Origin of the sequence: Sphingomonas sp. (genome assembly GCA_019635535.1) — a bacterium.
Taxonomy (GTDB): domain Bacteria; phylum Pseudomonadota; class Alphaproteobacteria; order Sphingomonadales; family Sphingomonadaceae; genus Allosphingosinicella.
Map to the genome: position 1 here is coordinate 525,398 of JAHBZH010000001.1, position 16,486 is coordinate 541,883.

The 16,486-nt window shown below is 67.1% G+C and carries 16 protein-coding genes; 10 read left to right on the plus strand and 6 right to left on the minus strand.

Annotated features, from left to right (window positions below; all coding sequences use genetic code 11):
- Positions 1-37: 37 nt before the first annotated feature.
- The 3 genes from KF780_02745 (at position 38) to KF780_02755 (ending at position 1,975) form a co-directional block, all read left to right on the plus strand.
- Positions 38-1,150: a DNA polymerase III subunit beta gene (locus tag KF780_02745; GenBank protein MBX3560709.1), complete on the plus strand. Its 1,113-nt coding sequence runs from the start codon at positions 38-40 to the stop codon at positions 1,148-1,150.
- 101 nt (positions 1,151-1,251) lie between these two features.
- A complete protein-coding gene (gene rpoZ, locus KF780_02750; GenBank protein MBX3560710.1) occupies positions 1,252-1,596 on the plus strand; it encodes a DNA-directed RNA polymerase subunit omega in 345 nt (114 codons plus the stop codon).
- Positions 1,597-1,750: 154 nt separating this feature from the next.
- The gene (locus KF780_02755; protein ID MBX3560711.1) at positions 1,751-1,975 is read left to right on the plus strand and encodes a hypothetical protein; all 225 of its coding nucleotides are present in this window, start codon (positions 1,751-1,753) and stop codon (positions 1,973-1,975) included.
- 79 nt (positions 1,976-2,054) lie between these two features.
- Here the strand turns inward: KF780_02755 and KF780_02760 are convergent, their stop codons facing one another.
- Positions 2,055-2,519: a helix-turn-helix transcriptional regulator gene (locus KF780_02760; GenBank protein MBX3560712.1), complete on the minus strand. Its 465-nt coding sequence runs from the start codon at positions 2,517-2,519 to the stop codon at positions 2,055-2,057.
- A 149-nt stretch (positions 2,520-2,668) separates the two neighbouring features.
- Here KF780_02760 and KF780_02765 point away from each other — a divergent pair, with 149 nt between their 5' ends.
- Positions 2,669-4,759, plus strand: coding sequence for a bifunctional (p)ppGpp synthetase/guanosine-3',5'-bis(diphosphate) 3'-pyrophosphohydrolase (locus KF780_02765; protein MBX3560713.1), 2,091 nt, complete (start codon positions 2,669-2,671; stop codon positions 4,757-4,759).
- 3 nt (positions 4,760-4,762) lie between these two features.
- Here the strand turns inward: KF780_02765 and KF780_02770 are convergent, their stop codons facing one another.
- Entirely contained in the window at positions 4,763-6,301 is a 1,539-nt protein-coding gene (locus tag KF780_02770; protein MBX3560714.1) for a PQQ-dependent sugar dehydrogenase, read from the minus strand.
- A gap of 82 nt (positions 6,302-6,383) precedes the next feature.
- On the opposite strand from KF780_02770, the gene KF780_02775 reads away from it, so the two are divergent.
- A complete protein-coding gene (locus KF780_02775; protein ID MBX3560715.1) occupies positions 6,384-7,181 on the plus strand; it encodes a tryptophan 2,3-dioxygenase in 798 nt (265 codons plus the stop codon).
- Here KF780_02775 and pheT read toward each other — a convergent pair.
- Both pheT and pheS read right to left on the minus strand, forming a co-directional pair.
- Positions 7,178-9,547: a phenylalanine--tRNA ligase subunit beta gene (gene pheT, locus KF780_02780; protein ID MBX3560716.1), complete on the minus strand. Its 2,370-nt coding sequence runs from the start codon at positions 9,545-9,547 to the stop codon at positions 7,178-7,180. The genes KF780_02775 and pheT overlap by 4 nt on opposite strands.
- Positions 9,544-10,626, minus strand: coding sequence for a phenylalanine--tRNA ligase subunit alpha (pheS, locus tag KF780_02785; protein ID MBX3560717.1), 1,083 nt, complete (start codon positions 10,624-10,626; stop codon positions 9,544-9,546). Before pheS ends, pheT begins: the two co-directional genes overlap by 4 nt.
- A gap of 338 nt (positions 10,627-10,964) precedes the next feature.
- On the opposite strand from pheS, the gene KF780_02790 reads away from it, so the two are divergent.
- The 3 genes from KF780_02790 to KF780_02800 all read left to right on the plus strand — a co-directional run bounded on the left by KF780_02790 (position 10,965) and on the right by KF780_02800 (position 12,979).
- Complete coding sequence (locus KF780_02790; GenBank protein ID MBX3560718.1) at positions 10,965-11,273, plus strand: helix-turn-helix transcriptional regulator; 309 nt, start codon at positions 10,965-10,967, stop codon at positions 11,271-11,273.
- Entirely contained in the window at positions 11,270-12,427 is a 1,158-nt protein-coding gene (locus KF780_02795; protein MBX3560719.1) for a hypothetical protein, read from the plus strand. The genes KF780_02790 and KF780_02795 overlap by 4 nt, the downstream gene beginning before the upstream one ends.
- Before the next feature lie 84 nt (positions 12,428-12,511).
- Positions 12,512-12,979, plus strand: a complete 468-nt coding sequence (locus tag KF780_02800; GenBank protein ID MBX3560720.1) for a GreA/GreB family elongation factor — start codon at positions 12,512-12,514, stop codon at positions 12,977-12,979.
- Between the two features lie 92 nt (positions 12,980-13,071).
- Here the strand turns inward: KF780_02800 and KF780_02805 are convergent, their stop codons facing one another.
- Complete coding sequence (locus KF780_02805; protein ID MBX3560721.1) at positions 13,072-13,371, minus strand: GIY-YIG nuclease family protein; 300 nt, start codon at positions 13,369-13,371, stop codon at positions 13,072-13,074.
- 81 nt (positions 13,372-13,452) lie between these two features.
- Positions 13,453-14,856, minus strand: coding sequence for a DUF2083 domain-containing protein (locus KF780_02810; GenBank protein ID MBX3560722.1), 1,404 nt, complete (start codon positions 14,854-14,856; stop codon positions 13,453-13,455).
- Positions 14,857-14,984: 128 nt separating this feature from the next.
- Between KF780_02810 and aceA the strand changes: the two genes are divergently transcribed.
- Complete coding sequence (gene aceA / locus KF780_02815; GenBank protein MBX3560723.1) at positions 14,985-16,265, plus strand: isocitrate lyase; 1,281 nt, start codon at positions 14,985-14,987, stop codon at positions 16,263-16,265.
- Positions 16,265-16,462 carry a hypothetical protein gene (locus tag KF780_02820; GenBank protein ID MBX3560724.1) on the plus strand — a complete coding sequence of 66 codons (198 nt, stop codon included), beginning with the start codon at positions 16,265-16,267 and terminating at the stop codon, positions 16,460-16,462. Before aceA ends, KF780_02820 begins: the two co-directional genes overlap by 1 nt.
- Positions 16,463-16,486: the final 24 nt, after the last annotated feature.

Genomic DNA, 16,486 nt, shown 5'->3' on the forward strand with positions numbered 1-16,486 from the left:
TTTTCAATTCCGGAATTGCGACCGAGCAGGGGTAATCATGAAGGCGACGATCGAACGGGCGACGCTCCTCAAGGGGCTGGGGCATGTCCATTCCGTGGTGGAACGGCGCAATACGATCCCGATTCTGTCCAACGTGCTGATCGAGGCGGGCGAGGACGGCTCGATCCGGTTGATGGCGACCGATCTCGACCTGCAGATCAACGAGACGGTCGAGGCCAATGTCACCGAACCGGGCGCGACCACGGTGCCCGCCCACACTCTGTTCGACATCGTGCGCAAGCTTCCCGAAGGCAGCCAGGTCGAGCTGATCGCCGCCGAAGGACGGATGCAGGTCAATGCCGGGCGGGCACGCTTCACTCTCGCCACGCTTCCGCGCGACGATTTCCCGATCATCGCCGAGGGGGAGCTGCCGACCGCGTTCGAGCTGCCCGCCGCAACGCTGCGCCAGATCATCGACAAGACGCGTTTCGCCATCTCCACCGAGGAGACGCGCTATTATCTGAACGGCATCTACCTGCATGTCTCGGACGAGGCGCAGCCGGTGCTGAAGGCCGCCGCCACCGACGGCCACCGCCTCGCCCGCGTCACCGTGCCCCGCCCGGACGGCGCCCAGGGCATGCCGGGAGTCATCATCCCCCGCAAATGCGTCGCTGAGCTCAGGAAACTGCTCGATGAGGTAGACGGCTCGGTCCAGGTCTCGCTCTCGGACAGCAAGATCCGCTTCGGGCTCGGCAATGCCGTGCTCACCTCCAAGCTGATCGACGGCACCTTCCCGGATTACAACCGGGTGATCCCGACCGCGAACGACAAGCTGCTCAAGATCGACCCGCGTGCCTTCGAGGAAGGTGTGGATCGCGTCTCGACGATCGCCAGCGAGCGCACCCGCGCCGTCAAGATGGCGCTCGACCGCGATCGGATCACACTTTCCGTCACTTCGCCGGAAAACGGCACGGCGGCGGAAGAGGTGCCGGCGGATTATGCCGCCGACGGCTTCGAGATCGGCTTCAACGCCCGTTATCTGCTCGACATATTGGGCCAGATCGAGGGCGATGCACTCGAGGTCCACCTCGCCGACGCCGCCGCGCCCACCTTGCTGCGCGAGAACGACAAGGCGCCGGCGCTTTACGTGCTGATGCCGATGCGGGTCTAGGAGAGAGGGCCGACCCTCACTACATTGACTCCGCAGGCCCGCGCTGATAGGCGCGCGGGCTTTCCCGCAGGGCCGGATTTTCTGAAGATTGGAGCTGCCGCATGGCGCGCGTAACCGTCGAAGATTGCGTCGACAAAGTCCCCAACCGGTTCGACCTCGTCCTCCTCTCCGCGCAGCGCGCGCGGCAGATTTCGGGCGGCGCCGAGCTGACCATAGATCGCGACCGCGACAAGAACCCGGTCGTCGCACTGCGCGAGATCGCCGAAGAGAGCGTCCGCCCGCGCCATCTGGAAGAGGCGCTGGTCGGCAGCCTACAGCGCGTCCAGATCGATGACGACGACGTCGCGGACGAAGTGGGTTCGCTGAGCGCTTCGGCCGAAGCGCTGCGCCTCACCGCCGCCGCACCCCAGCGCAACACAAATGCCGGTGCGGACTACGACGGCTGACGCAAGTTTCGCTTCCGTAATGATTGCGCGTCCGCAACAATATCTTGAGGATTCACAGGTCTTTTAGGAACATTATCCGCCATTCTGCGTAACTCTTGCCTGAGACATGGCTCGTATGTTGCATTAGGAGGCGAATGTGTACGCAAAAAGACTTTTGACGATCCTGAGCGCATCGACATTGGCCATCAGCCCGATTGCCGTGAGTGCGGCCACGCCCTTGAGCGTGGCGAATGCAAATATGCGCGCCGGCGCCGTCACAACCGACTCCAGCCAGCTTAATGGTGGCGTCGGGATCGGGCTCGGCTTGCTGATCTTTGTCGCGATCATCGCGATCGCGGTATCGAGCGATAGCGAGGGCGGCACGCCGACCAGCCCCTGATCGTCTGTCCTCCGACGTTTGGCCGCCTCCGCATGTCCGGCATGCGGAGGCAATTTGCGTCAGGGCAAGAAAGAGCGCTTCATTCAGGCGGGAGTTGGTCGCGGTCGAGCCATTCCAGTTCTCCCAATTCGAGCGCGCGCCCATCGGCGGCGCGCACCGCGATCGGCGCAATCGGACGTCGGGTGTGGCGATCGACCAGGACCGGATTGCCCGGCACGTCCAGCACCCATTTCTCGCCCCATTGCCGCAGCGAGATCAGCACCGGCAGCAGATCGCGGCCCTTTTCGGTCAGGCGATAGGCGATCTTGCGCCGGTCAGCCGGGTCCGGCTCGCGCGCCAGGATGCCGTGCTCGACCAGCCGAACCAGCCGGTTCGACAGGATGTTCCGCGCGATGCCGAGCGTCGACTGGAATTCCTCGAAATGATGCAGCCCATTGAACGCGCCGCGCAGGATCAGGAACGACCAGCGCTCGCCCACCGCCTCCAGCGCGGCGGCGATCGAGCATTGGCGCAGCAATTCGCGGTGGCGTTCGACGTCGAGCATGAGGCGCGATCCTACGCTGTTTCTGGAGTCATGGATATGGGCGCCGCTTTCCAGTTGCAAATGAAAACTGTAAGCACGCCGCGCGCCGACACATTCTCTACTGATCGAATTCTATTGATCGAAGCGCCTTCGCGCCACATCTTGGCGTCGTGCTCAGGCAGTATGAACTGGTCGAGAAGGTCAAGGGCTATGACCCGGACGCCGACGAGGCGCTGATCAACCGCGCCTACGTCTTCTCGATGAAGGCGCATGGCTCGCAGACCCGTGCTTCGGGCGACCCCTATTACAGCCATCCGATCGAGGTCGCCGGCATCCTGACCGACCTGCGTCTCGACGACGAGACGATCGTCACCGCGATCCTGCACGACACGATCGAGGACACGCTGGCGACGCCGGAAGAGATCGAGAAGCATTTCGGCGGCAATGTCGCCCGGCTCGTGGACGGCGTCACCAAACTCTCCAAGATCGAGGCGCAGAGCGAGAGCCAGCGCGCGGCGGAGAATCTGCGCAAGTTCCTGCTCGCCATGTCCGGCGACATCCGCGTGCTGCTCGTCAAGCTCGCCGACCGGCTGCACAACATGCGCACGCTTCATTTCATCGATAATGAGGAGAAGCGCCGCCGCATCGCCCGCGAGACGATGGACATCTACGCCCCGCTCGCCGAGCGAATCGGCATGTACGAGTTCATGACCGAGATGCAGACCCTCGCCTTCCGCGAGCTCGAGCCCGACGCCTACGAATCGATCACCAAGCGGCTCGCGCAACTGAACAAGGGTGGCGGCAACGATCTCATCCAGCGCATCGGCCGCGGCATCAAGGCGCATCTTGAGGCACACGGCGTTGAGGCCGAGGTGACGGGTCGCGAGAAGCATCCCTTCTCCATCTGGCGCAAAATGGCCGAACGCCATGTCAGCTTCGAGCAATTGTCCGACGTGATGGCCTTCCGCGCGATCGTCGGCAGCGTCGACGAATGTTATCGCACGCTCGGCCTCATCCACCAGCGCTGGCCGGTCGTGCCGGGCCGCTTCAAGGACTTCATCTCGACGCCGAAGCGAAACGGCTACCGTTCCATCCACACCACGATCATCCATGACGAGCAGATGCGGATCGAAATCCAGATCCGCACCGCCGAGATGCACGCCCAGGCCGAGCACGGCCTTGCCGCTCACTGGGCCTACAAGGAAGGCATGGTCGAGGCGAGTGCGGACCATCCCTGGATTCACGACCTGGTCGAAATCCTCGACCATGCCGGCAGCGCCGAGGAGTTGCTCGAACATACCCGCATGGCGATGTACACCGACCGCATCTTCGCCTTCACGCCGAAGGGCGAGCTGATCCAGCTGCCCAAGGGCGCGACGCCAGTCGATTTCGCTTATGCCGTGCACACCGATCTCGGCGACCAGACGGTCGGCGCCAAGGTCAACGGCCGGGTGATGCCGCTGCGCACATTGCTCGACAATGGCGACCAGGTGGAAATCCTGACCTCCAAGGCTCAGCACCCCCAGCCCGCCTGGCTGTCCTATGTCGTCACCGGCAAGGCGCGTGCCAAGATTCGCCGCTGGGTGAAATCCAAGGAGCGCGAGGAAACGGTCTCGCTGGGGCGGAAAATCTATGACGAGATCGTCCAGCGCCTGCCCGCGGCCTTGGGCTGGGAGGCGATGGCCGAAGCGCTGCGGCGGCTGAAGCTGCCCAATGACGAGGCGCTCATGGAGGCGATCGCGCTGAAGCGCGTGGACGACGTGCAGGTCATGGAAGCGCTGATGCCGGGCTCGGCGACGCGCGACGGCGCCAAGCCGCCGCCGCAGCGCACCGCCATCTCGATCAAGGGCCTCACCCCCGGCGTCGCCTTCCAGCTCGCCGAATGCTGCCACCCCATTCCGGGCGACCGCATTGTCGGCCTGCGCCGCGAAGGCGAGGGGATCGAGGTGCACACGATCGGTTGCGACACGCTGGCCAGCGGCATCGATGCCGACTGGGTCGATCTCGCCTGGGGCGACGAGACGGATGGCGGCACCGCGCGCCTGTCGGTTATCGTCAGGAATCAGCCGGGAGCGCTCGCCATCGTCGCCGGCATCCTTGGCACGCACGGCGCCAATATCGTCAGCATGGACCAGACCGCGCGCGACGGCTCGTTCCACACTTTTCATTTCGACATCGAGGTGCACGACGTGCAGCACCTCATGCGCATCCTGGCGGCGCTCAGGGCCACCGACATGGTCTCGACAGCCGAGCGGTTGTAGAGCCTAAACCGCTTCCAACCGGAAGATGTCGCCGCCCAGGCTGACCATGTAGAGATTGCCAGCCGCGTCCGCGCCGAAGGCGACAATATTGTTCAACGTGCCCGCATTGGGCGTGAAATCCGCGCGGCGCAGGAAGAAGCGGTCGCTGCTCAATGTCGTGCCCAGGCTGACCCAGCGCACCGGCAACGACCAGATGTTGCCGCTGATGAAATCGGCGAAGACATATTGGCCGCGCAAGGCTTCGACCGGGCCGCGATAGACCCGTCCGCCGGTGATCGAGCGGCCCTGGCGCGCGCCGCTGCCATGGCTGTATTCGGTGACCGGCGGGGTGAAGCCGGCCTGCGGCGGGCCGGTGAAGTTGAGCGTGCCTTCGACGACGTTCCAGCCGAAATTGGCGCCGCCGTCCTGAGGCCGCATCAGGTCCACCTCTTCACGTGCGCCCTGACCGACATCGCCGATCCACAGATTGCCGGTAGCGGCATCGAAGCTCGCGCGGAACGGATTGCGCAGGCCATAGGCCCAGATTTCGCCCGCGCCACCGCCGCCCGCGAAGGGATTGCCGGCCGGGATGCGATAATCGCGGTTCGGATCGGCCGGAAAGGCATCGCCGGCCGGATCGATGCGCAGGATCTTGCCGAGCAGGGTGTTGCGGTTCTGCCCGTTGCCATTGGGATCGCCGCCACCGCCGCCGTCGCCGGTGCCGAGATAGAGGAACCCGTCGGGCCCGAAGCCAATCCAGCCGCCATTATGGTTGTTGAACCCCGGATGCGGGATGGCGAGGATCAGATCGACGCTGGCCGGATCGGCCTGGTCGCGATTCCCCGCAAGCGTCCGGTAGCGCCTGATCTCGATATTGCCGGCCAGATTGGTGAGGAAAAGATAGAATGTGCCGCTCGCCTGGAAATCGGGCGCGAGCGCGAGGCCGAGCAGGCCGCGTTCGCCGTCCGTGCTGACCTGGGCGGCGATGTCGAGGAAAGGCGTGGGCAGGATCGCGCCGGTCGCCGGATTGAGGATGCGGATGCGCCCGGCCCGCTCGACCACGAGCATACGGCCCGTGCCGTCGGGCAGCGCCGCGATGTCGATCGGCCCCGCAAAGCCGGTGCCCACCCGCGTCACGCGAAAGGCGTCCGGCCCGACATTGGTGACCGTCACCGCGAGATCGAGCGTCACGCTGGTCGTGCCGTCGCTGACCGAAATCTGGACCAGATAGACATTGTTGGCGTCGGCATCGTCGGGCGCCTCGAAATCGGGCGGATCGACGAAGGACAGCGCCCCGGCGGCGGTGATCGCGAAACGCGCCCGGTCGGCGCCGCCGGAGAGCGAAAAGGTGAGCGTATTGCCGTCCGGGTCGCTCGCTGCGGCGGTGTAGATCGTGCCCGCGCTGTTCTCCGGCACGCTGGCGGTGGCCGGCGACGTGAAGGCCGGCGGGCGATTGGCGGAAGGCGGCGGAGTGCCGCCACCACCACCGCCGCCGCCGCAGGACGCCAGCGCCAGAACGAACAGACCTGCCGCGAAATGCCGGCCGAAGCGTACCCCTGTCATCGCCGCCTCCCTCTCCGGACGCCCGGAAGACATATGCAACGCGCGTTTGCCCCGCCCGGTTGCCATGATAGACGTTCCGGCCATGACTAATCCGGAAAACATGACCTACGGCCAGTATCTGACGCTGGACGCCCTGCTCACCGCCCAGCATCCGATTTCGGACCATCATGACGAGCTGCTCTTCGTCATCATCCACCAGACCAAGGAGCTGTGGCTCAAGCAGATCATCCACGAGCTGAAGCTCGCCGTGGAGCTGATCCGCACCGACAAGCTGATCGAGGTCCACAAGAATCTCTCGCGCGTGTCGCGCATCCAGAGCGTGATGACATTGTCCTGGGACGTGCTGGCGACGCTCACGCCCACCGACTATCTCACTTTCCGCGGCGTGCTCGGCGGCTCCAGCGGTTTCCAGTCCGCCCAGTTCCGCCAGGTCGAGTTCCGGCTCGGGCTCAAGGATGCCGGCCACCTCAAATTCCTGGCGGAGGGCAGCGCCGAGCACGCGGCACTGGCCGAGGCGCTCGCCGCGCCGAGCCTGTGGGACGAGGCCAATGCGGCCCTCGCCCGGGGTGGCTTCACACTGCCGGCGGAGGTGCTGGCGCGAGACTGGACGCGCCCTTATGCCCCTTCGCCCGATGTGGAGGCCGCCTGGGCCGATGTCTATCGCGACACGGAGCGATGGTGGCGCTTCTACCAGCTCGCCGAGAAGCTGGTCGATGTGGACGACGCGCTCGCCATCTGGCGCCACAAGCATGCGGTGACGGTCGAGCGCGTGATCGGCTTCAAGCGCGGCACCGGCGGCACCGCCGGCGTCAAATATCTCCAGTCCACGATCGGCAAGCGCGCCTTTCCGGAGCTGTGGACGCTCAGGACACAGCTCTAGCCTCTGAGGCTCGCCCCCAACTTTTCCGCCGCCGCGACGATCTTCTCCGAGATGCCTTTCAGCTCATCGTCGGTGAAGCTCTTCTCCGCCGGTTGCAGGATCACCTCGATGGCCAGGCTCTTCCGGCCTTCGCCCACGCCCGCGCCGGTGAAGACGTCGAACAGGCTTGCTCCCACGATCGCCGCTTTGTCCGCATTCCTGACGGCGCGCAGCAGCTGATCCGACGCCAGTTCGACCGGCATCAGGAAAGCGAAATCGCGCCGGACCGGCTGGAGCGCGGGCGGCGCATAGGCGCTGCGCATCCGGCCCACCTCGCGCTTCGCCGGGATGGCGTCGAGATAGACTTCGGCGGCAACCACCGGTCCGTCGAGATCGAAGGTTTTCGCCACGCGCGGATGGAGCACGCCGAATTCGGCCAGCACCGTCTTCGGCCCCAAGGTCAGCTTGCCGGAGCGCCCCGGGTGATAGACGTCGGACGCCGCTCCCGGCACCTGCAGATTGTCGACCGGCGCCCCCGCCGCCGCGAGCAGGGCCAGCGCCTCCGCCTTGGCGTCATAGGCGTCATGGCCGCGCGCGCCGGGCCGCCGCCAGTGCCGCGCCGCCGCGCCCGCCAGCACGATGCCGACCGTCGGCCGCTCCGCCTCGTCCAGATAGCGCCGGCCGACCTCGAACAGCCGCACGCCTTCCGCGCCGCGCGCCAGATTGCGCCGCGCCGCGCCGAGCAAGCCGGGCAGCAGCGAGGGCCGCATCGCCTTCATCTCCTCGCTGATCGGATTGGCGAGCAGCCAGGCCGCGCCGCCGAACGGCGCCGCCTCAGCCTCGGAGATGAAGCTCCACGTCACCGCCTCGTTCAGTCCGCGCGCGGCGGCCGTGCGCCGCACCCGGCGCTCGGTCCGCTGCTCCGCCGTGGCCGTCGGCCGCGCCACGCCCGGCGCGCGCGGCAGCGACGTGGAAGGCACCTTGTCCAGCCCTTCGATGCGAATCACTTCCTCGACGATGTCGGCCGCGCCGTCCATGTCGCGCCGCCAGCTCGGCACGGCAACGCGCCACGGATCGCCGCGCGTCACGGTGAAGCCCAGCCGCTGCAATATCTGCGCCTGCCGATCCTCCGGTACATCGACACCGGCCAGATCCAGGCATCGCCCGGGACGATAATCGACCACCTTGTCCGGCACCGGCGGGGTGCCCGCCCGCACGATCTGCGAGGGCTCGCCCCCGGCCAGCTCCACCGCCATCTGCGTGGCGAGCTGCAGACCCGCCTCCAGGAAGGCGGGATCGACGCCGCGCTCGAAGCGGCTGCGCGCGTCCGAGGTGAGGCCCAGCTTCTGTCCGGCGAGCGCGATATGCTCCGGATCGAAATAGGCACATTCGATGACGATGTCGGTGGTCGTCTCGGTGACGCCGCTGGCCTCGCCACCCATGATCCCGCCGATATCGTCCGCGCCCTTGTCGTCCGCGATGACCGTGATGCTGGAATCGAGCCGGTAGGTCTTGCCGTTGAGCGCCAGCACCTCCTCGCCGTCGCGCGCGCGCCGCGCCACCAGCGCGCCGTCCAACCGGGCGAGATCGTAGACGTGGAGCGGCCGGCCGTAGCTCAGCATGATGTAGTTGGTCATGTCGACCAGCGCGCTGATCGGCCTCAACCCCACCGCCTTCAGCCGCTGTTGCAGCCAGTCCGGCGACGGCCCGTTCGTCACACCGCGCACGACGCGGCCGTAAAAGGCCGGGCAGCCGGCGGGATCGTCGGTGCGGATCTCGATCGGGCAGGGGAAGGTGCCGGGAATGTCCGGCGCCTCGACCGCCTTCAAAGTCCCCAGTCCGGCAGCGGCGAGATCGCGGGCGATGCCGTGGACGCCCATCGCGTCCTGCCGGTTGGGCGTCACCGAAATGTCGATCACCGGATCGTCCAGCCCGGCATAATCGGCGAAGCTTGTCCCCACCGGCGCGTCGGCGGGCAGCTCGATGATGCCCTCATGATCCTCGCCCAGCTCCAGCTCACGGGTCGAGCACATCATGCCGTTCGATTCGACTCCGCGGATCGCGGCGACCTTCAGCACCATGCCATTGGCCGGCACCACCGCGCCCGGCGCCCCGAACACGCCGACGAGGCCGGCGCGGGCATTGGGCGCGCCGCAGACGACCTGCAGGGGACCGTCGCCCGCATCGACGGTCAGCACCTGCAGCTTGTCCGCCTGCGGATGGGGCGCGGCGGTCAGCACCTTCGCGACGCAGAAAGCACCCAGCTTTTCGGCCGGATTTTCCACGCCTTCCACCTCAAGCCCGATCGCGGTCAGCGCATCGAGCACCTGGGCAAGGCTCGCATCCGTTTCCAGATGCTCCTTCAGCCACGACAAAGTGAACTTCATGCCCCCACTCCTCCGCTGAGCGTGGGCACGTCGAGTGCACGGAAACCGTAATGGCGCAGCCAGCGCAGGTCGCCGTCGAAGAAGGCGCGCAGATCGTCCATGCCGTATTTCAGCATGGCGAGCCGATCGATGCCGCAACCGAAGGCGAAGCCCTGCCACTCGTCGGGATCGAGCCCGCAATTGGCGATCACCCGGGGGTGGACCATGCCGGAGCCGAGCAGCTCCATCCAGCGGTCGCTGCCGCCCAGCACGCGCCGGCCGTTCTCAAGGCGATAGCCGACGTCCACCTCGGCCGAAGGCTCGGTGAAGGGGAAATAGGACGGGCGCAGGCGCAGCACGATGTCGTCGCGCTCGAAGAAGGCCTTGAGGAAGGTCTCCAGCGTCCATTTGAGATGACCGAGCGTGATCCCCTTGTCGATCACCAGCCCCTCGATTTGGTGGAACATCGGCGTGTGGGTCGCGTCGCTGTCGGAGCGATAGGTCCGCCCCGGCGCGATCACGTAGATCGGCGGCTCCTGCGACTGCATCGTGCGGATCTGCACCGGCGAGGTGTGGGTGCGCAGCAGCATCTTGTGCCCGTCCGCGTCCGTGCGATCGAAGTAGAAGGTGTCGTGCATCGCCCGCGCGGGATGGCTTTCGGGGATGTTGAGCGCGGTGAAGTTGCGCCAGTCGTCCTCGATCTCCGGCCCGGTCGCGACCGAGAAACCGAGATCGGCGAAAATCTCCGCCAGCTCGTCCATCACCTGGCTGACCGGATGGACGCTGCCCTCGCCGCCGGCCTCGACCGGGAGCGTCATGTCCAGCCCCTCGGTCGCCAGCCGCCGCTCCAGCTCGGCGCCTTCCAGCGCCTCCTTCTTCGCGGCGATCGCCCCGGTGACGGCCTCGCGCAGCGCGTGGATGCGCGGCCCCGCGCTCTGCCGCTCCTCGGGCGACATCCCGCCCAGCGTCTTGAGCAGCCCCGTCACCGCCCCCTGCTTGCCGAGCGCGGCCACCCGCTCCGCCTCCAGCGCCGCGAGATCGCCCGCCGCCTCGACGCGTGCGAGCCATTCGCCGGTCATGTTCTCAAGGTCGTTCGTCATGCTCCGCCTCTAGAGGAGGATAGGAGACAAAGGGAAGAGCGATCCTTTGCGAGTCGGGGCGCGCGGAGAGGGCGTCAGCGAGTCGCTGTCCGGCGAATCTCCGCAGAGTGCTAAGTTGACAAAGTTGTCGGGGTCGGGGTGTTTCTGGCGGGGCCACGAAGCCGGCGGCGCGGCGAAATTTTCAGCATATTCAAAGAGCCATCGCCCCGACAGCGAGGCCGGGGTCGCGCGTGAGCATGGCAGGCCAAATCCTACTTGTATCCAACAATCGGCGGCGTGCCGTATGAGGTGGAGGAAAACCGCTTGACTAAATTCTACCTATATAGATTTATCATGCGGTGACCCGGAACCGCAGCCTGTCCCCTCACGCCAGAGCCCTACTTGCCATATTGGCGGAGAGTGGCAGCCGCTGGGCGCACGGCTACGACCTGTGCCAGCGCGCGGGAATCAAATCCGGCACGTTGTATCCGCTGCTGATCCGGCTGGAGAAGCAAGGTTATCTGGAAGCAGAATGGCAGAGCCCGGCGGAGCCCGGCCGCCCGCCGCGTCACGCCTATCGGCTGACGTCGACGGGGCGCGCGCTTGCCCTGGAGAATCCTCCGCTCGGCTCGGCTGGCGGGACAAAGCTCTCGGAGGGGCTGGCATGAGCCGCCGGATGCCCGCGTCGATCGTCCGGCTTGCCGCGGCCCTGCTGCCTGCGCCGCTCCGCGACTGGGGCAAGGCCATGCGCGCGGAAGAGGAAAGCATCGAGACCTCGTCCGCCGCGTTTCGCTTCGCGCTCGGCTGCCTCGGATGTGCGATCCGGGAAGCTGCCGCCTTTCATGCCGCGCGGATCGGCGCGCGCGACACCCCTCAATCCGAACCGGAGGACGAAGCCATGTCGATGACGGATGGGACGGGCCTGCGCCCGCGCCTGGTGGGACTGGCCTGCGCGGCCGGCGCGGTGGGCCTCGGCTTCGCCTATCTGGCGGCGGCGGGGGCACCGCCCATTTATTTCGTGATGAACGGGGCCGCGCTCGTGCTGGGCATCGCGCTCGTCGCGGCGCTGGGCGCGATGCCGCGAACGGGGCGGCTGGTTCACGGCATCGTCCCGCTGGCGCTGGCCTTCGCCCTCCTCGCCACCGCGCTCTGGGGCATCGCGGCGGACGGCGCCGCGCGCTGGGTGTCGATCGGCGGCGTGGCGCTGCAACCAAGCCTCATGTTCGTGCCGGTCCTGGCCCTGCGCTTCGCGCGCGCTCCGGACGGAGCCGCGACCGTCGCGGTCGTCATCGCCGCCTGCGCGCTGGCGCTTCAGCCGGACCGGGCGATGGCCGGCGCGCTGCTCGCGGGGACCGGCTTGTTGGTCCTGATGCGGCCGGGCCTGAACATGGGGGCCGCATTCGTGGCGGCGCTGGCGGGATTCGCCGTGGCGCTGTGGCGGACCGATGCCTCCCCCGCCATGCCCTATGTGGATCAGATCTTCTTCTCCTCCTTCGCCGTTCACCCGCTGGCGGGCATGGCGGTCCTTGCCGGATCGCTCCTGCTGGTCGTTCCCACACTCGTCGGCGCCGTCCGCGATCCCGCCCGTCGCAGCACCTATGCGGTCTTCGGCGCGGTCTGGCTGGCCTCGATCACCGCGGCGGCGCTCGGCAATTATCCGACGCCTTTGGTGGGCTATGGCGGCAGCGCGATCATCGGCTATCTGCTCGGCCTCGCCGCCTTGCCGCGCCCGGGCGCATCCCCTGCGGCAGCGGACGCCACGGGCCGGCCGCAGGACGAACGGGACACGGGGCCGCGCGGCGATCTCTCCTTTTCGGCCTGAGGGACGAAGCGGCGATCTCGCCCGGACAGGTGCGGCGCATCCGAAACCCGGCTAAGCTCTCCGCAACATGTCCGGAGAGAAGAGATGAGCGTCGCCTTCCGCCGCGAAAGCGATGAGGAGCACAAGGAGCCGAGGTTCGAGCTGCCGCTGCCGCCCGGCCCCAATCTCGTCACCGCCGCCGGTCTCAAGCAGGCCGAGGACATGGTGGCGGCCCTCGAAGCCGAGATCGCCGCCGAGACGGAAGAGACCGCGCTGGCCGACAAGCAACGCACCCTGCGCTACTCGCGCACCCGCCTCGCCACCGCCGAACTGGCCCCGCCGCCGCCCGACGGCGAAGTCGCCTTCGGTACCCGCGTCACCTTCCGCCTGAACGGTCAGGAACGCACCCTCGCCATCGTCGGCGACGACGAGGCCGATCCTGCGGTGGGGAAGATCGCGTTTTCGGCCCCGCTGGCGCGGGCGCTGATCGGGGCGGGGCCTGGGGATTTCACGGATTTTGGCGGGAAGGCGGATGCGATCGAGGTGATGTCTGTCATCGCGCTTGAGCGCTGAGCGACCGAGTCAGCGTTCGACCCAAGATCTCGCCCGCCGCTGCAACTTTCCGTCACCCCGGCCTTGAGCCGGGGTCCCGCTTTTCACCGGCATCACATCATCGCGTCATACATGTCTCGCCAATCCGGATTGGCGTGCTCGATCAATTCGAACTTCCAAGCGCGCCGCCACTTCTTCAGGCGCTTTTCATGCGCGATGCAGTCTTCGATCGCCGCGCCACGCTCGGCCCAGACGAGCCGGGTGAGACCATAGCGGCGACAGAAGTCTGAGCCATCCCCGTTCCTGTGTTGATGGATGCGGACGACAAGATCGGAGGTGACTCCGACATACATGGCGCCGCGATAACGGTCCGCCATGATATACACCCAGCCGCCGCGCCGCCCCTCGTCCATCCGTCGAACAGAAAAGAAGCGGGACCCCGGGTCAAGCCCGGGGTGACGTAAGGGGTTTCAATATCGGGCGTCGATCCTTGGTCATCCCCCCAGAAACGGAAATGGCGAGATCGTCTTGCGCGTCTCCTGCACGGTCAGCGTCCGACCGGCCGGGGCGGCGGCGCGCTGGGGGCAGCGGGCGCGGGGGCACAGGGTGCAGGCGGGGCCGATCGGGGTGACGTGGGGGCTGGCGAGGTCGAGGCCGGCGGCGTAGGCGATGCGGTTTGCATGCTTGAGATCGCAGCCGAGGCCGATGGCGAGCTGGCTGTCCTCGCGCGGATCGAGACGGACGGAGCGGTCCACCGTGCAGGCGATGGTGAAATAACGCTGGCCGTCGGGCGTCTCGACCACCTGCGTCACGACACGGCCGGGCGTCTGGAAGGCGCTGTGCAGGTTCCAGCGCGGGCAGGTGCCGCCGAAGCGGCTGAACGGGAAGCTTTCCCCGGCGAAGCGCTTCGAGACATTCCCGGCCGAGTCGACGCGCAGCATGAAGAAGGGGACGCCGCGCGCGCCGCTTCGCCCGAGCGTGGTCAGCCGATGCGCCACCTGCTCGACGCTCGCCCCGAATTCCGCGCAGAGGCGATCGATGTCGTAAAGATGCGTCTCGGCGGCCGCCAGGAAGGGCGCATAGGGCATCATGATCGCGCCCGCCGCATAATTGGCGAGACTCATGTGGAGCAGCCGCCGGGTCGGCGCGTCCGGCGGCGCGGCGGCGGCGATCATCCGCTCCAGCAGCGGCCGGAACTCGACCAAAGCGAGCTGGTAGGCGATGGCGAAGGTCCGGCTCTCGCCGCGCAGCAGCGCCGAGAGCATCAGGCGCTTGCGGTGCAGATCGTAATGCTGGCTCGCCCCGTCGAGCAATTCCGGCGGCACCACCCGCGCCTCGATCCCGAACGCCTCCTTCAGCCGCCGCCGCAGCGGTTCGGCGATGGCGAGCGGATCGCCGAGCGCGCCGGCCAGCGTCTCGGCCGCCTCCTCCAGATAGGGGAAATGGTTGCGCTGCGCCTGGATATGATCGCGCACCCAGCTTTCCGGGGTCAGGGTCGGCGCCTCCGGCGCGCCGTCCGCGGGGCGCCGCCGCATCTCCGCATAGGCCGCGTAAAGGCGTGAGACGGCGTCGGCCACGGCGGGCGCGCTGTTGGCGATCTCGACCAGCTCGTAGCGCGGAATGCCGATATCGGCGAACATGGGATCGGCGAAAATCTCGCCCAACTGCTCCGGCCCCGTCCCGTCCGCGCCCTCCGCCGCGAAAGTCTTGAGATCGAGATCGTAGGTCTCGCTGAGGCGCAGCAGCACCTGCGCTGTCACGGGGCGCTGGTTGCGCTCCATATGGTTGAGATAGGAGGGCGACACGCCGATCTCGGCGGCCATCGCGCTTTGGTTCAGCCCCAGCTCGCGGCGCAGGCGGCGCAAGCGCCCGCCAAGGTAGAGCTTCCGATCCGCCATATTTGTATAATTGTCATGAATTCACAAAAGTCGCAAGTCATCTTGCGACTCCATGACCTCTTTCGGAGTGCCGATCCGGCCGGTCCGTGGTTCTTGGGCTAACCTTTGACTAACTTTTGGACCGCCGGATGACCGATTTCGCCGACCTGATCCCCGCCCCGACCGGCCGTTTCGACGGCATCACCCGGCCCTATACACCGGCCGAAGTCGAGCGGCTGCGCGGCTCGGTGGCGATCGAGCACAGCCTTGCCCGGCGCGGCGCGAACCGCCTGTGGGAGTTGCTGAAGTCCGAGGACTATATCAACGCGCTGGGCGCCCTCAGCGGCAACCAGGCGATGCAGATGGTCCGCGCGGGGCTGAAGGCGATCTATCTCAGTGGCTGGCAGGTCGCGGCCGACGCCAACACCGCCGGGGCCATGTATCCGGACCAGTCGCTCTACCCGGCCAATGCCGGCCCGGAGTTGTGCCGCCGGATCAACCGCACCCTGCAGCGCGCCGACCAGATCGAGCATATGGAGGGCGGTCCCCAACGCGACTGGTTCGCCCCGATCGTCGCCGATGCCGAGGCCGGCTTCGGCGGGCCGCTCAACTGCTTCGAGATCATGAAGGCCTATATCGAGGCGGGCGCCGCCGGCGTCCATTTCGAGGACCAGCTCGCGAGCGAGAAGAAGTGCGGCCATCTGGGCGGCAAGGTGCTGATCCCGACCCAGGCGCATATCCGCAATCTCGACGCGGCCCGGCTGGCGGCGGATGTGTGCGGCGTGCCCACCATCCTCGTCGCCCGCACCGATGCGGAGAGCGCCAGGCTCATCACCTCCGACGTCGACGCGCGCGACCATGAATTCCTGACCGGCGAGCGCACGCCCGAGGGCTTCTTCCGCTTGGAAGAAGGCACCGGCGTCGATCATTGCATCAAGCGCGGCCTCGCCTTCGCAAGCCACGCCGACCTGCTGTGGTGGGAGACGAGCCATCCGAATCTGGACGATGCCCGCCGCTTCGCCGAGGCGATCCAGAAGGCCCATCCGGGCAAGATGATGGCCTATAATTGCTCGCCCAGCTTCAACTGGGAAGCCAAGCTCGACAAGGAGACCATCGCCAGATTCCAGCGCGAGCTGGGCGCGATGGGGTACAAGTTCCAGTTCGTGACGCTGGCGGGCTTCCACCAGCTCAATCACGGCATGTTCGAGCTGGCGCGCGGCTACCGGGACCGCGGCATGGCGGCCTATTCCGAGCTCCAGCAGGCGGAGTTCGCCAGCGAGGCGGACGGCTATACCGCGACCCGCCACCAGCGCGAAGTCGGCACCGGCTATTTCGATCTGGTCGCGACCACGCTGGCGGGCGGCGAGGCCTCGACCACCGCGCTCGCCGAATCGACCGAGACCGCGCAATTCCGGAAGGAGGCCGCGTGATGACCATGCGCTACTGGATCGTCGGCGGGGAATATGAAGGGCCGGACTTCCGCGCCCTCATCCCCGGCAGCGAGACGATGATCGGCCCGTTCGACGACGAGCGGCGGGCGCGCAGCGAATGGATGCGGCTGACCTACAGGCCCGGCACCGATCCGGCGACCACCCGCTATTCGATCGCCACCGAGACGGTGCACTAAGCTCCCGGGAGAGGAGCCGAAAGG

Coding starts and splice junctions, on each gene's coding strand:
- pheS (MBX3560717.1), bottom strand. CDS start 10,626: ATGACGAACGACCTTGAGAACATGACCGGCGAATGGCTCGCACGCGTC.
- KF780_02745 (MBX3560709.1), top strand. CDS start 38: ATGAAGGCGACGATCGAACGGGCGACGCTCCTCAAGGGGCTGGGGCAT.
- KF780_02770 (MBX3560714.1), bottom strand. CDS start 6,301: ATGACAGGGGTACGCTTCGGCCGGCATTTCGCGGCAGGTCTGTTCGTT.
- KF780_02810 (MBX3560722.1), bottom strand. CDS start 14,856: ATGGCGGATCGGAAGCTCTACCTTGGCGGGCGCTTGCGCCGCCTGCGC.
- KF780_02800 (MBX3560720.1), top strand. CDS start 12,512: ATGAGCGTCGCCTTCCGCCGCGAAAGCGATGAGGAGCACAAGGAGCCG.
- KF780_02795 (MBX3560719.1), top strand. CDS start 11,270: ATGAGCCGCCGGATGCCCGCGTCGATCGTCCGGCTTGCCGCGGCCCTG.
- KF780_02760 (MBX3560712.1), bottom strand. CDS start 2,519: ATGCTCGACGTCGAACGCCACCGCGAATTGCTGCGCCAATGCTCGATC.
- aceA (MBX3560723.1), top strand. CDS start 14,985: ATGACCGATTTCGCCGACCTGATCCCCGCCCCGACCGGCCGTTTCGAC.
- KF780_02775 (MBX3560715.1), top strand. CDS start 6,384: ATGACTAATCCGGAAAACATGACCTACGGCCAGTATCTGACGCTGGAC.
- KF780_02805 (MBX3560721.1), bottom strand. CDS start 13,371: ATGGACGAGGGGCGGCGCGGCGGCTGGGTGTATATCATGGCGGACCGT.
- pheT (MBX3560716.1), bottom strand. CDS start 9,547: ATGAAGTTCACTTTGTCGTGGCTGAAGGAGCATCTGGAAACGGATGCG.
- rpoZ (MBX3560710.1), top strand. CDS start 1,252: ATGGCGCGCGTAACCGTCGAAGATTGCGTCGACAAAGTCCCCAACCGG.
- KF780_02820 (MBX3560724.1), top strand. CDS start 16,265: ATGACCATGCGCTACTGGATCGTCGGCGGGGAATATGAAGGGCCGGAC.